The organism is Paracoccus sp. (in: a-proteobacteria), from assembly GCF_035556475.1.
Classification (GTDB): domain Bacteria; phylum Pseudomonadota; class Alphaproteobacteria; order Rhodobacterales; family Rhodobacteraceae; genus Paracoccus.
In genome coordinates this window covers 18,654-30,394 of sequence record NZ_DATMFA010000074.1, presented here as the reverse complement: position 1 = coordinate 30,394, position 11,741 = coordinate 18,654, and the positions used below count along the sequence as shown (strand labels likewise).

General features: G+C 63.5%; 12 protein-coding genes and 1 tRNA gene. 7 read left to right on the top strand and 6 right to left on the bottom strand.

Annotated features, from left to right (window positions below; translation table 11 throughout):
* Positions 1-28: 28 nt before the first annotated feature.
* Positions 29-1,192, top strand: a complete 1,164-nt coding sequence (gene lpxB, locus VNQ78_RS09385) for a lipid-A-disaccharide synthase (protein ID WP_325688984.1) — start codon at positions 29-31, stop codon at positions 1,190-1,192.
* On the opposite strand, the gene VNQ78_RS09380 is transcribed toward lpxB, so the two are convergent.
* Together VNQ78_RS09380 and VNQ78_RS09375 are read right to left on the bottom strand one after the other, a co-directional pair.
* Positions 1,167-1,517 (bottom strand): RidA family protein, encoded by a 351-nt coding sequence (locus VNQ78_RS09380; protein WP_325688981.1) that lies wholly within the window; start codon positions 1,515-1,517, stop codon positions 1,167-1,169. The genes lpxB and VNQ78_RS09380 overlap by 26 nt on opposite strands.
* 232 nt (positions 1,518-1,749) lie before the next feature.
* Positions 1,750-2,745 (bottom strand): sulfotransferase, encoded by a 996-nt coding sequence (locus VNQ78_RS09375; protein WP_325688979.1) that lies wholly within the window; start codon positions 2,743-2,745, stop codon positions 1,750-1,752.
* Between the two features lie 146 nt (positions 2,746-2,891).
* Here VNQ78_RS09375 and VNQ78_RS09370 point away from each other — a divergent pair, with 146 nt between their 5' ends.
* Complete coding sequence (locus tag VNQ78_RS09370) at positions 2,892-3,101, top strand: hypothetical protein (protein WP_325688977.1); 210 nt, start codon at positions 2,892-2,894, stop codon at positions 3,099-3,101.
* 140 nt (positions 3,102-3,241) lie between these two features.
* On the opposite strand, the gene VNQ78_RS09365 is transcribed toward VNQ78_RS09370, so the two are convergent.
* The 3 genes from VNQ78_RS09365 to VNQ78_RS09355 all read right to left on the bottom strand — a co-directional run bounded on the left by VNQ78_RS09365 (position 3,242) and on the right by VNQ78_RS09355 (position 7,438).
* Complete coding sequence (locus VNQ78_RS09365; RefSeq protein WP_325688975.1) at positions 3,242-4,420, bottom strand: Hint domain-containing protein; 1,179 nt, start codon at positions 4,418-4,420, stop codon at positions 3,242-3,244.
* A 594-nt stretch (positions 4,421-5,014) separates the two neighbouring features.
* Positions 5,015-6,088, bottom strand: coding sequence for an ABC transporter substrate-binding protein (locus tag VNQ78_RS09360; RefSeq protein ID WP_325688973.1), 1,074 nt, complete (start codon positions 6,086-6,088; stop codon positions 5,015-5,017).
* Positions 6,089-6,205: 117 nt separating this feature from the next.
* Positions 6,206-7,438, bottom strand: a complete 1,233-nt coding sequence (locus tag VNQ78_RS09355) for an aminopeptidase P family protein (RefSeq protein WP_325688971.1) — start codon at positions 7,436-7,438, stop codon at positions 6,206-6,208.
* A 105-nt stretch (positions 7,439-7,543) separates the two neighbouring features.
* Between VNQ78_RS09355 and VNQ78_RS09350 the strand changes: the two genes are divergently transcribed.
* Both VNQ78_RS09350 and VNQ78_RS09345 read left to right on the top strand, forming a co-directional pair.
* Entirely contained in the window at positions 7,544-8,443 is a 900-nt protein-coding gene (locus VNQ78_RS09350) for a LysR family transcriptional regulator (protein ID WP_325688969.1), read from the top strand.
* Positions 8,444-8,579: 136 nt separating this feature from the next.
* Positions 8,580-9,380 carry a sulfotransferase gene (locus VNQ78_RS09345; protein WP_325688967.1) on the top strand — a complete coding sequence of 267 codons (801 nt, stop codon included), beginning with the start codon at positions 8,580-8,582 and terminating at the stop codon, positions 9,378-9,380.
* A gap of 173 nt (positions 9,381-9,553) precedes the next feature.
* Here the strand turns inward: VNQ78_RS09345 and VNQ78_RS09340 are convergent.
* A tRNA-Thr gene (locus VNQ78_RS09340) sits at positions 9,554-9,628 on the bottom strand.
* Between the two features lie 144 nt (positions 9,629-9,772).
* Here VNQ78_RS09340 and VNQ78_RS09335 point away from each other — a divergent pair.
* The 3 genes from VNQ78_RS09335 to VNQ78_RS09325 are packed head-to-tail and all read left to right on the top strand — an operon-like array spanning position 9,773 to position 11,720.
* Positions 9,773-9,964 carry a hypothetical protein gene (locus VNQ78_RS09335; protein ID WP_325688965.1) on the top strand — a complete coding sequence of 64 codons (192 nt, stop codon included), beginning with the start codon at positions 9,773-9,775 and terminating at the stop codon, positions 9,962-9,964.
* Positions 9,965-11,248 (top strand): UDP-N-acetylglucosamine 1-carboxyvinyltransferase, encoded by a 1,284-nt coding sequence (gene murA, locus VNQ78_RS09330; protein WP_325688963.1) that lies wholly within the window; start codon positions 9,965-9,967, stop codon positions 11,246-11,248.
* On the top strand, positions 11,241-11,720 hold the full coding sequence (locus VNQ78_RS09325; RefSeq protein WP_325688961.1) for a DUF2948 family protein: 480 nt from the start codon (positions 11,241-11,243) through the stop codon (positions 11,718-11,720). Before murA ends, VNQ78_RS09325 begins: the two co-directional genes overlap by 8 nt.
* Positions 11,721-11,741: the final 21 nt, after the last annotated feature.

Genomic DNA, 11,741 nt, shown 5'->3' with positions numbered 1-11,741 from the left:
TCTGCGGCGGCGCAAACGGAGTGACGCGATGAAGTTCTTCCTGATCGCGGGCGAGCCCTCCGGCGACAATCTGGGCGGGCCGCTGATGGCGGGGCTGAAAGCCCTTGATCCAGAGGCCGAGTTCCTGGGCGTCGGCGGCCCGGCCATGGGCGGGCAGGGGCTCGAGAGCCTTTTCCCGATGGAGGAGCTTTCGGTCATGGGCCTTGTCGAGGTCTTGCCGAAATACCGTCAGCTCAAGGCCCGGATCCGGCAGACGGCAGAGGCCGTGGTCGAGGCGCGACCGGATGCGCTGATCACCATCGACAGCCCGGATTTCTGCCTTCGCGTCGCCCGGGAAGCGCGGGCCTTGATGCCGGAGCTGAGGACGATCCATTATGTGGCGCCATCGGTCTGGGCCTGGCGCTCAGGTCGTGCGCGCAAGATGGCCAAGGTGATCGACCATGTCCTTGCGATCCTGCCTTTCGAGCCGCCCCTGATGCAGGCGGAGGGGATGAGTTGCGATTTCGTCGGTCATCCGATCGCCGCCGAGCCGGTCGCTTCTTCTGCCGAAGGCCTTGCCTTCCGGGTGGCGCATGGGATCGGCGAGACCGATCCGCTGATCCTGTGCCTGCCGGGTTCGCGGCGGGGCGAGGTGGCCCGGCTTGGTCCGCGCTTTGACGAGGCGCTGATGCAGCTCAGGGATCGGATGCCCGAGATCCGGGTGGTGATCCCGACCGTTCGCGGTGTTTCGGGGCTGGTCAGGGACATGGCGAAGCGCTGGCCGACCGCTCCCATCGTGGTCGACGGGGTCGAGGAGAAGCGCGCGGCCTTTGCGGCGGCGGATTTCGCGCTGGCGGCCTCGGGGACGGTCAGCCTCGATCTGGCGGCAAATGACGTGCCGATGGTGATCGGCTATGACGTCGCCCCGCTCAGCCGGATGCTGATCGGCCTGCTGCTGAAGACGGATACGGTGACGCTGGTGAATCTGGTCAGCGAAACCCGTGTCGTGCCGGAATTTCTTGGCCGCAAATGCCAGCCCGCGCCGATGTTCAAGGCGCTGCTCGACCTGATCGAGAATCCGCAGGCGCAGGAGGCGCAACATGCTGCGATGGCCCTGACCATGGAGCGGTTGGGGCGCGGCGGCGAGGCTCCGGGCCTGCGCGCCGCGCGCTCCGTCATGGCGGCGCTCAGTTCTGCGCGGCGACCACGATGACCTCGACCTTGTAGTCGGGGGTGGCGAGGGCGGATTCGCCCGTGGCCCGTGCGGGCGCGTGGCCGGCCGGCACCCAGGCGTCCCAGACGGCGTTCATCTCGGCGAAATCGGCCATGTCGGCCAGCCAGATCTGTGCCGACAGGATCCGGGTCTTGTCGGAGCCGCATTCGGCCAGCAGCCGGTCGACTTGGGCCAGGGCCTCGCGGGTCTGCTCGGTCACGCTTGCGCCGGGCTTGGCGACCTGGCCGGCCAGATAGGCGAGGCCGTTATGGCAGACGGCCTGGCTCATGCGGGGGCCGGTCTCGATGCGTTTGATGTCGGACATGGGATTCCTTTCGGTTTGGGCCGGCGGACTGGCATCAGCCGCCTGAGGCGTGCCGCCCTCATGCCAAAGGCGGCGACGGCGATCAATGCCCGCGAGGGCTATTCGCGACGCCGGGCGCCCGGCAGCGGGGACTGCCGGGCGCTGCGATTCCGAAGGGGGAACATCGCCCCCGGATCATGCCTTGGCCGCGCAACGGAACTGTGACGCTCCGCCGCCTTGCGGGGGCCGTGGATCAAAGGTCGAGCCACGTCTTTGGCGCTGCCTCCAGCAGCCGGGCGTCAAATTCGGCGAGGCTTGCCGCAAAGTCGTCGTCGAACCCGTCGGGAACAGCCTTGCCCGAGCCCTTCGATATGGTCGTTCCCTTCTGGGAATCCTCGGCCATGATCTGGCGCAGCGTCGTGGAGGAGAAGGGCTTTCCCGAGATCTCGCAGAGCCTGCGGAACACCGGTTCGGGGTCTTGCACCATTTCGTCATAATCGATGACCTCGATCGCCATACCGCTCTGGCGGGCTTCGCGTGCGCTCCGGGTCATCTGTTCCAGTCGCATCGCCGATTTGCGCGGCGGATATTTGAAATGGGAATGGAAGGAGCGCGCCCATCTGGTCGGGTCGCGAACCAGGAAGAACGAGATCGCGCCCGGCGCCACCCGATTGATGGAGGCGCAGATGCGCGTCACCTCGGAGCGCATCTTGACCACGAAATGCGTGGCCTGATCGGATTGTCGCGCCTTGAATGCCAGCGCGTTCAGCGCCACGCGGGTCAATTGCTCGCGCCGCCCTTCGTCCAATGCGATTCTTTTCGGCCAGGCGAGGTTGGTGAAGGTGTCAGGCTCGGACCAGGTCGGAAGGCCCGCGGCCTCGGTCAGTTTCGAGAAAAGCGTCGAGCCGCATCGCCCGATCGAGAAGACAAGGATCGGCGTGGCCGGAATATCCGTATCCCAGGGCGTGAGGTCGTCGAAATCCACGCTCACGCTCTCGGCCGCATTGCTGCGGATCGCCTGATAGTAGAAGGGCGCCCGGCGCGGATCGCGCGAATCCTTGAGCTTCAGCCAGACGGCCTCCGACCGCTCGCCGTCGAAGTGATGCAGGTGGAGGTCAAGGAAATCGTCCAGTGCAAGCAGGTCGTCGGTCGCCTCGCCGAGGCTGAGGCAGGACCGCTGGGCCATCAGGGTAACGCCGCCCTGCCGCGCCAGAACGGGGGATCTGCGAACGGCGATCTGGTCATTCATCAGGGCGGGCTTCCTTGTCGGTGATTCATTGGCGATGATGCCGAACTTGCGCTGTTTCGTCGTCGGTGTCAGCGGCTTTGGCCGCCTGTCCTGCGGATGCGCGGGCAAATGCCGGTCGGCGCCCTTCTCGGGGCGCCGTCGGGGCCTTGCCAGACGAAATCGTCGCGGCCGAGCTGATTGAGGCGGATGTCCTCGATAACCAGATGGTCTGTCCCGGCCCGGATCACGACGTCATTTCCGGTCTGGCTCGCCAGCTCGAAATCGGTGATCCGGTCGCGGCCATTCCAGACGAAGGTTTCGCCGCCTGCCGGAATGAGCGACCGCTCCGGCGCGGAATATTGCCCGGGGCAATCTGATCACCGAATGTGGGAATGAAGCGGCCAAGTCGGCCGCTTTCGGCCGCGGGGTTGTTCCCCGGAACTTCCCCCGATTTCAGCACGCCGGCCGAGGCGAGGGAAATTCCGGCGCCGATCCCCGATGGGGAAGGGCAATCCCGTCAGCTCAACAATTCACGACCCGCCTGCATATGACGATGCGCGAGTTTCCTCGCCCTGCGACCGGAGGGAATCTGCCGCGCGGGATCGGACCGATATTCGGGACTGGCCAATTCAGGAAACAGTGCGAGGATTTCGGCGTGAGCTTCCTTGCTGACCGACTTGAGCGCCTGCGGGCCGGTATACAGGCTTTCCGTTTCCGCGCCGTTGGAAATCACCACTTCATGCCGATCGAGCAGGAAATGGAAATACTCCACCGTTTGAAGATCGGTCGCCTGGTCGATGCCGTCGATTTGCAGCAATTGCTTGGCCGGAACCAGAACCTCCATGGCGCCAAACATCTTCAGCGCAATTCGCGAGCGGACAAGAACGCGGTGCTGCGGAGAAACGAGAAGATCGGCGGCCGGCATATCCTGACCCAGCGCCCCGGCGCTGATCCGAATGGGGCAGAGCCTCGGGAAAAGCGCGAGCATTCTGGCGGAGAGCCGGGTCGAGCCGATCCATCTGATCGGCTGATAGCCGTTGTCGCGGGTCAGAACCTCGTCCCCGACCTTCAGATCCTCGACGGCGACGGGGCCGGACCGGGTTTCGATCAATGTTCCGGCGACAAAGCAGGTTACCTCGGTTTCATCAAGTTCCAGAGGCGCGGTTCCGTTGGTGTCGACACTCACGACGACGGTGTCGAGAGCTTGCTGAACGGGCGACAGAATCGGGCTCAGCGCGCCCGTAAGCGTATCCGCCAGCTCCGAGATCGGCACGGTCGTGTCGAGAAGTGTCGTCCCGAGGGAGGTGACGTTCAACGTCACGTTCAGCCGATCCTCGTCAAGGGGTTCGTCGGTGATGAAATAGGCATTGCCGCTGTCATCGACCATGAGAGAACCGCTGATGCTGTTCACCTGCGCCGTCACCGCCAGCAGGCCGACATTCAGTCCGGCAGCCGCAGTTGAAAGCGTGGCGGCGCCGGCATACTGGCCTCCGACCACTTCATTCCCATTGGCGTCCACCGTCGAAAGATTATCGCCAGCGTTCAGCGTCCTCGCTCCGGGACCGCCGACATCATAAAGTTCGAATTCTTGCGAGGTGTAAAGTTCGTTCAAGAGAAGCGTATTGCCAAGCGTCAACACCGGCGTTCCTGTGGACAGGTCGATCGTGGCATCGGGAATCTGGGTAATATATGGCATCACAAGTCCTTATCAGAGGGGCCTGAAATCACAGGCGCGTTCGCAGGATCAAGATGCGGCGGCAGGCGGCCGACCGTAGTACCATCTAGTTACAAGATCGTGATCTTTGCAATTGAAAGTTGTTAATACTTAAATACTAGCCCGATGCTGCAACTGCGAGGATGTCTTCTGCGCCAGCAAACAGCAGAAACCATCCAGAAGCGCACGGGCTAATGCGGGACGACCGAGACAGCCTTTCAGTTGGAATGCGCGTCATAACGGATATGTTTGCGGCCCGCGAACGTCGCGCCTTTGGAAATGACTATCCCGCGCATCGGTGGCATCGGCAGGAACGAGGCCACGACCCGATCCGGTTTGCAGATGCGTCCGGTCGAAGGGATCTGGCTGCGGTGCTGGATCACCCGGCCTGCAGAGGGGGTAGGGAACCTGAACGGCAGGCCGGGTGTGGAACTGTGGAGTAGTTCAACTCCTCCGATAGCGGGTCGCTTTGGTTCGATCTGTGCGCTGGCGCACAAACCGCCCGATGGTTCGCGATTTGATCCTGATGACAGAAACGGCGGCGCTGCTTCGGGCAAACTCTGGACTTCCTGCGGCTCAGCTCATGCTCAGCCAGGCGCTGAAACGCTCGGCCAGTTCGGTCTCATGGTCGATCCAGAACTCGTAGGATGAACCCAATGCGTTCGTCATATTCGCCGTATTGGTCGGCATATGGGGCGCCATTTCGGTCTTGCCGTCCTGATAGAGGCCGACGAGCCCTGCGGATGACTTGCGGGCTGGCCCGTAGCTGATCCATTTCGCCTGATCCGCCAGCCGCTGGGTGCCGGTGGCGAACTTGATGAACTCCAGCGCCTGTTCCTGCTTTTCCGCCCCTTTCGGGATGACGAACAGGTTGTATTCATAGACCTGTCCATCCCAGACGATCTCGAAAGGTTTTCCCTCGGAGATGGCGGCGCCAAAGATCCGGCCGTTATAGGCCATGGTCATCGCAACCTCGCCATCGGCCAGCAGCTGCGGCGGCTGCGCGCCCGCTTCCCACCAGACGATGTCTTTCTTGATGCTGTCGAGTTTTGCAAAGGCGCGGTCCACGCCCTCCGGGGTCGAGAGCAGCGCATAGACCTGATCCGCCGGCACGCCGTCGCCCATCAGCGCCATCTCCAGCACGGCCTTCGGCACTTTCTTGATGCCGCGCTTGCCGGGGAATTTCTGCGTATCGAAGAAGTCGGCGATGCTCTGGGGTTTGGCACCGGGGAACTTGGTCCTGTCATAGGCGAAGATCGTCGAGAACACGATCGAGCCGACCGCGCAATCGCTGAGGCCCTGGGGCAGGAAATCCTCGCTTGCCGGGGTGCCGTCGGGCGCGGGCGGCAGGATCGCGGGGTCGATCGGCTCGAGCAGGCCCTCGTCACACAGCCGGATTGCGTCGGCATATTCGACATCGGCCACATTGGTGGTGACATTGCCCGCCTCGACCTGCGCCTTGATCGGGATCGCCGGATTGTCGCTGTCGAGCGAAACGATCTTGATGCCGGTCTGGGCGGTGAAGGGCTTGTGATAGGCCTCGACCTGGCTCAGGCCATAGGTGCCGCCCCAGGACATGACATTGATCTCATCGGCCGTGGCCGTGGTGGCGAGAAGCGTCATCGCGGTGGTCAGAATGATCTTCGTCATGGGTGTCTCTCCTGTTGGTTGTTGTTGTTTTGGATCCTACTGCGACCGAAGTGGTCGGTATGGTGGCGTCGGGTGTCGCCGCCCGTGCAGCGACACCCTGCCGGCAGGGACGCGGGCTCAGGCGGCCTTGGCCTTGCCCTTCACGATCAGATGCTCGGGACCATAGGGGAAGCCGGTGATATTGCGGTTGCCCTGTTCCTCGATCACGAGAATATCGTGCTCACGATAGCCGCCGGCGCCCGGCTGGCCCTCGGGTATGGTGATCATCGGCTCCATGCTGACGACCATGCCGGGCTCCAGCACGGTGTCGCAATCCTCCCGCAGCTCCAGCCCGGCCTCGCGGCCATAGTAATGCGACAGCACGCCGAAGCTGTGCCCATAGCCGAAGCTGCGATATTGCAGCAGGTTCTCGGCCGCATAGATCTCGTTCAACTCGGCCGCGATATCCGCGCATCTGGCCCCCGGCACCAGCAGTTCTTTGCCGCGGTCATGGACCTTGCAGTTGAGCTCCCACAGCCGCAAATGCGCGTCGCTTGCATGTTCCGCAAAGAGGGTGCGCTCCAGCGCGACGTAATATCCCGCGACCATCGGGAAGCAGTTCAACGACAGGATGTCACCGGCCTCGATCCTGCGCGAGGTGACGGGATTATGCGCACCGTCGGTGTTGATGCCCGACTGGAACCATGTCCAGGTGTCCAGCAGCTCGCCCTCCGGCCAGGATTTCGCGATTTCGCGGATCATGGTCGCGGTCGAATGCAGCGCGACCTCGTGTTCCGGCACGCCCACGGCGGTTGCCTCGACGCAAGCCGCGCCTCCGATATCGGCGATGCGGGCCATCTCGGTGATATGCGCTATCTCCTCGGGCGACTTGATCATGCGCAGGCGCATGGCCGGGGCCGCGATGTCCACGAACGCGACGCCGGGAAATTCGGCCTTCAGCAGAGACAGCAGGTCGATATTGACGTGGTCGAACTCGATCCCGATCCGCTTTGCGCCGCCGATGATCTGGCGAATGGCGTGGAAGTAATTGTCCTTTTGCCAGTCGGTATAGGTCAGGTTGTTGCCGCCAAAGGTCCGCCGCCAAGGCTGGCCGCCGTCGATACCGGCGCTGATCGACGTCGCCTTGTCCTGATCGACGAAAAAGCCATAGCGTCGCCCGAACTGGCAATACATGAAGTCGGCGTAATAGTTGATGTTGTGGTAGGAGGTGAAAAGCGCCGCATCAATGCCGCTCTCGGCCATGTGTCGGCGGATGGCATCCAGCCGGCGCTGCATCTCGCCCGCCGAGAAGGTGCCTTTCGCCTTCTCGCCATTACCGGCAAAGTTCTGCAGTCTCTCGCGCTCGATCATCGAAATCTCCGTGGGTTAGATTTCGTTCAGGTTGCGGCTGGTGAGTTGCAGGCGTCAAAAGAGGTTTTATAATCGGATGATAAGTTTTCCTCATCGGTAAGGCACATGACACAGCCGCCGCTGAATGCCCTTCGCGCCTTTGAGGCGGTTGCCCGGACCGGAAGCTTCCGCGCGGCGGCGGACAGCCTGTTCGTGACGCAGCCGGCAATCAGCCATCAGATAAAGCATCTGGAACAATGGCTTGGCGTGCCCCTCTTCGATCGCAGCGGCAGGGTGCCCAAGCTGCTGCCGCGAGGCGCATCGCTGGCGCGAGACCTGACCACGGCATTCGATGGCATCGACGCTGCCTGTCGCCGGGCGCGGCCAGCGACATCGGATGGTGCGCTGGTCGTGGCGGCCATTCCCTCCGTGGCGATCTGCTGGCTGATCCCGCGATTGCCGCGCTTTCGGGCATTGCATCCCGAAATTCAGCTGCGCGTGATCTATGCCCATCATGGACATGACATCGACTTCATGGCGACGGATCTGGCATTCACCTTCGCCGATTCGTGTCCTGCGGGCGACGGCATCTCGTCCGAGCCGTTTCTGTCAGGGCGCAGCGTGCCGGTGGGCAGCCCCGCTCTCGTCGGGTCGGCACCCGCGCAACTGACATCGCGATGGCTGCTGAAGGTCGGGCTCTTGCATGACAGCGATGTTGGCGGCTGGCATACATGGCTCGGCCGCGCGGGCCAGACCGTGCCGGACCGGCTGCCCGGCGCGATGTTCGAGGACTTCAACCTGCTGCGCGCCGCAGCACTTGCCGGACAGGGCATCGCGCTCTGCTCGCTGGCGATGGTCCAGCCGGATCTGGCCGAGGGGCGGCTCGTCCAGCTCTCTGAGATCTCGGTTCTGGAGGACTTCGACTATTACCTGACCGAGTCCAGCATGATCCCCATCGATGCCGCGCGGCGGCGGGCACGACAGGCCTTCCTGTCCTGGATCCGCGCCGAGCGGGCGGCGGGGTAGCGGTCTCGGGAAAGGCGGCCGGTGCCGGTGCTTGCGCCGTGGGGGGCGACACGAAGCGGTGTCCGGCGCTTTCTTGAAAAATTGACAAGTTGAACGTGATTTGTTCCACTGCAATTCTATTGCCTGAGGATTTTCGATGACGCTCCCGCAGATCATCGGATTTGGTGCCCAGAAAGCAGGGACCACCTGGCTGTTCGATAATCTCGCCACCAATCCCGGCATCTGGCGGCCTCCGCTTAAGGAGATGCATCTCTTCAACCATCAGCAAGATGGCGGCAGGTGGATGCTGAAGGATCACCGTCAGCGCCTGCGCGAGCAGCGCGAAGCCGCCCTCCGGCGGGGGAAGCGGGGTGTGGCGCGGAATTTCAACAGGCTGCTCCAGATGCCCATGCTGACCGAGGAGTGGTACCGGACGGCATATGCGCCTTGCCCTGAAGGCCTCCAGTCGATCGACATTACTCCCGCCTATGCGATGCTGGATGGGCGCGGCCACGATCATATGGCCAACCTTCTTGGCACGGAATTCAAGGGTATCTATCTCATCCGCGATCCAGCCGCTCGGGCCATCTCCGCGGTGACCCGGGAGATGGTTGGGGAAACCCGGCTGGATGGCTGGATGGAGCGCATCCGCTCACAAACCGTGCTGACCCGAAGCGACTATCGATCCGCCATTCAAATGCTGGATGACCGGCTTGGGGATCGCGTCCTTTACCTGCCGTTCAAGATGGTTAAGGCCGATCCGGTCAACCTCCTGCGGGCAGTTGAACTACATTGTGGATTACCCGAAGGCGAATACAAGGCCGCCGAGAAGGCCAGCCATGTGTCGCCGAGGACGCCCTTTCCCGATGGTCTCTATGACGCGGTTCGGGAACTCCTCCGGGACCAGTATGACTGGCTGACGTCCCGGTTCGGCCCAGGTTATCTGGGGTTTATATAGTCAAACAAGACAAGGCGGCGCGATTCGCTGTCGGCGGCGGGGCAGACAGGTGAGACCGATATTCCGCGTTTCTCCGCGATCCGGTGTGTCCATGGTGTGTCCAAACCAAAATCACCGGCAAGTCCGACGAAGCGACATGGCTTGATTTCTTCAACAATTTCAGGTGGTTTTGATGGTGCTGCGAGAGAGGATTGAACTCTCGACCTCACCCTTACCAAGGGTGTGCTCTACCACTGAGCTACCGCAGCGCCGGTGGAGGGGCGTTTAGACCGACTGGTCGGAGCGTGCAAGGGGGCATTCGCGAAAAAATGGATTTCACCTTTCTGCCGATCCGCCACCGGATCCATGGCCCGATGCTGGACGCAAGCGCACTCAGGCGCTAACAGGGGCGAATGACGAAGGAACCCCGCCAGCCGGATGCTGCCAAGGATCGTGAGGCACGACTGAAAGCCGCGTTGCGGGCGAATCTCGCACGCCGCAAGGCGCAGGGTCGGGCGCGGGCCTCTCTGGACGTTTCCCTCGATCAGGACGCATCCCCGCCGCGGGCGACAGAGGACGGGCAGACGCCCGAAAACGAGGAATAGATGGATCAGATCATCGTAAGGGGGAACGGGCCGCTCCATGGCGAAATCCCCATCGCCGGCGCGAAGAACGCCTGCCTGACGCTCATGCCGGCGACGCTGCTGACCGACCAGCCGTTGACCCTCACCAATGCGCCGCGCCTTTCGGATATCCGCACCATGACGGCGCTGCTGCGCTCGCTCGGGGCCGAGGTTGCGAGCTTGCAGGACGGGCAGGTGCTGGCGCTTTCCAGCCATGACCTGAACAACCACACCGCCGATTACGACATCGTGCGCAAGATGCGGGCCTCGATCCTGGTTCTCGGCCCGATGCTGGCGCGAGACGGTCATGCGATCGTCTCGCTGCCGGGGGGCTGTGCGATCGGGGCGCGGCCGGTCGACCTCCACCTCAAGGCGCTGGAGGCGATGGGGGCGGAGCTTGACCTGCGCGATGGCTATGTCCATGCCAAGGCCCCCGCGGGCGGGCTGCGCGGTGCGGTGATCGACTTCCCGGTCGTCTCGGTCGGCGCGACCGAGAATGCGCTGATGGCGGCCACGCTGGCCCGCGGCACGACGGTCCTCAGGAATGCGGCGCGCGAGCCCGAGATCGTGGATCTGGCGCAATGCCTGCGCCGCATGGGCGCCCATATCGAGGGGGAGGGCACCTCGACCATCACCGTCGAGGGGGTGCAGACGCTGGGTGGCGCAACCCATCCGGTCGTGACCGACCGGATCGAGCTTGGCACCTATATGCTCGCCCCGGCGATCTGCGGCGGCGAGGTCGAATGCCTCGGCGGGCGTATTGATCTGGTCGCGGCCTTCTGCGAGAAACTCGATGAGGCCGGGGTCGACGTGACCGAAACCGACCGGGGCATCAAGGTGGCGCGCAAGAATGGCCGCGTCCGTGCGGTCGATGTCGTGACCGAGCCTTTCCCGGGTTTCCCGACCGACCTGCAGGCGCAGATGATGGCGCTGCTCTGCACGGCCGAGGGAACGTCTGTCCTCGAAGAACGGATCTTCGAGAACCGCTTCATGCACGCCCCGGAACTGACCCGTATGGGCGCCAATATCGAGGTTCATGGCGGCCAAGCCACCGTCAAGGGCGTCGGCAAGCTGCGCGGTGCGCCGGTCATGGCCACCGATCTGCGCGCCTCGGTCAGCCTGATTCTCGCCGGTCTCGCGGCCGAGGGGGAAACCATCGTCAGCCGGGTCTACCACCTCGATCGCGGCTACGAGAAAGTGGTGCGCAAGCTGCGTGGCGTGGGCGCCGATATCGAACGCATCAAGGAGGCACCCGCCGATGAATGACGCGCGTTTCAGCGATGCCGATCCCGCGCCGCTGGCGCTGGCGGCGGCCGATACCGATGACCTCACCGTCATCTCGACCCTGGTTCAGGATGCCGTCCTGCCGATCACCGAGATTTCCTATGATCTTGGTCATCGCCAGCTTGCCCTGCTGCTGAACCGCTTCCGCTGGGAGGATGCGGATCGCGCCAAGGCCGAGGATCGCCCCTATGAGCGGGTGCGCGCGGTTCTTCTGGTCTCGGATGTCCTCGCCGTGCAAAGCGATGGCATCGACCGGGCGGATCAAGACCTGATTCTCGAACTGCTGGCGCTGAAATGGCAGCCGGGTGCGGACGGGACAGGCCGGCTGCTGCTGGAATTTGCCGGTGACGGCACCGTGGCGGTCGAGGCTGAATGCCTGAATGTTGAGCTGCATGACGTGACGCGCCCCTATATCGCGCCCTCGCGCCGCGCGCCCGAACATCCCGAGGGGTGAGCGGGCCGCCCGCTTTCCCTT

Coding starts and splice junctions, on each gene's coding strand:
- VNQ78_RS09335 (WP_325688965.1), top strand. CDS start 9,773: ATGACGAAGGAACCCCGCCAGCCGGATGCTGCCAAGGATCGTGAGGCA.
- VNQ78_RS09365 (WP_325688975.1), bottom strand. CDS start 4,420: ATGCCATATATTACCCAGATTCCCGATGCCACGATCGACCTGTCCACA.
- VNQ78_RS09355 (WP_325688971.1), bottom strand. CDS start 7,438: ATGATCGAGCGCGAGAGACTGCAGAACTTTGCCGGTAATGGCGAGAAG.
- VNQ78_RS09360 (WP_325688973.1), bottom strand. CDS start 6,088: ATGACGAAGATCATTCTGACCACCGCGATGACGCTTCTCGCCACCACG.
- VNQ78_RS09375 (WP_325688979.1), bottom strand. CDS start 2,745: ATGAATGACCAGATCGCCGTTCGCAGATCCCCCGTTCTGGCGCGGCAG.
- VNQ78_RS09345 (WP_325688967.1), top strand. CDS start 8,580: ATGACGCTCCCGCAGATCATCGGATTTGGTGCCCAGAAAGCAGGGACC.
- VNQ78_RS09350 (WP_325688969.1), top strand. CDS start 7,544: ATGACACAGCCGCCGCTGAATGCCCTTCGCGCCTTTGAGGCGGTTGCC.
- murA (WP_325688963.1), top strand. CDS start 9,965: ATGGATCAGATCATCGTAAGGGGGAACGGGCCGCTCCATGGCGAAATC.
- VNQ78_RS09380 (WP_325688981.1), bottom strand. CDS start 1,517: ATGTCCGACATCAAACGCATCGAGACCGGCCCCCGCATGAGCCAGGCC.
- VNQ78_RS09325 (WP_325688961.1), top strand. CDS start 11,241: ATGAATGACGCGCGTTTCAGCGATGCCGATCCCGCGCCGCTGGCGCTG.
- lpxB (WP_325688984.1), top strand. CDS start 29: ATGAAGTTCTTCCTGATCGCGGGCGAGCCCTCCGGCGACAATCTGGGC.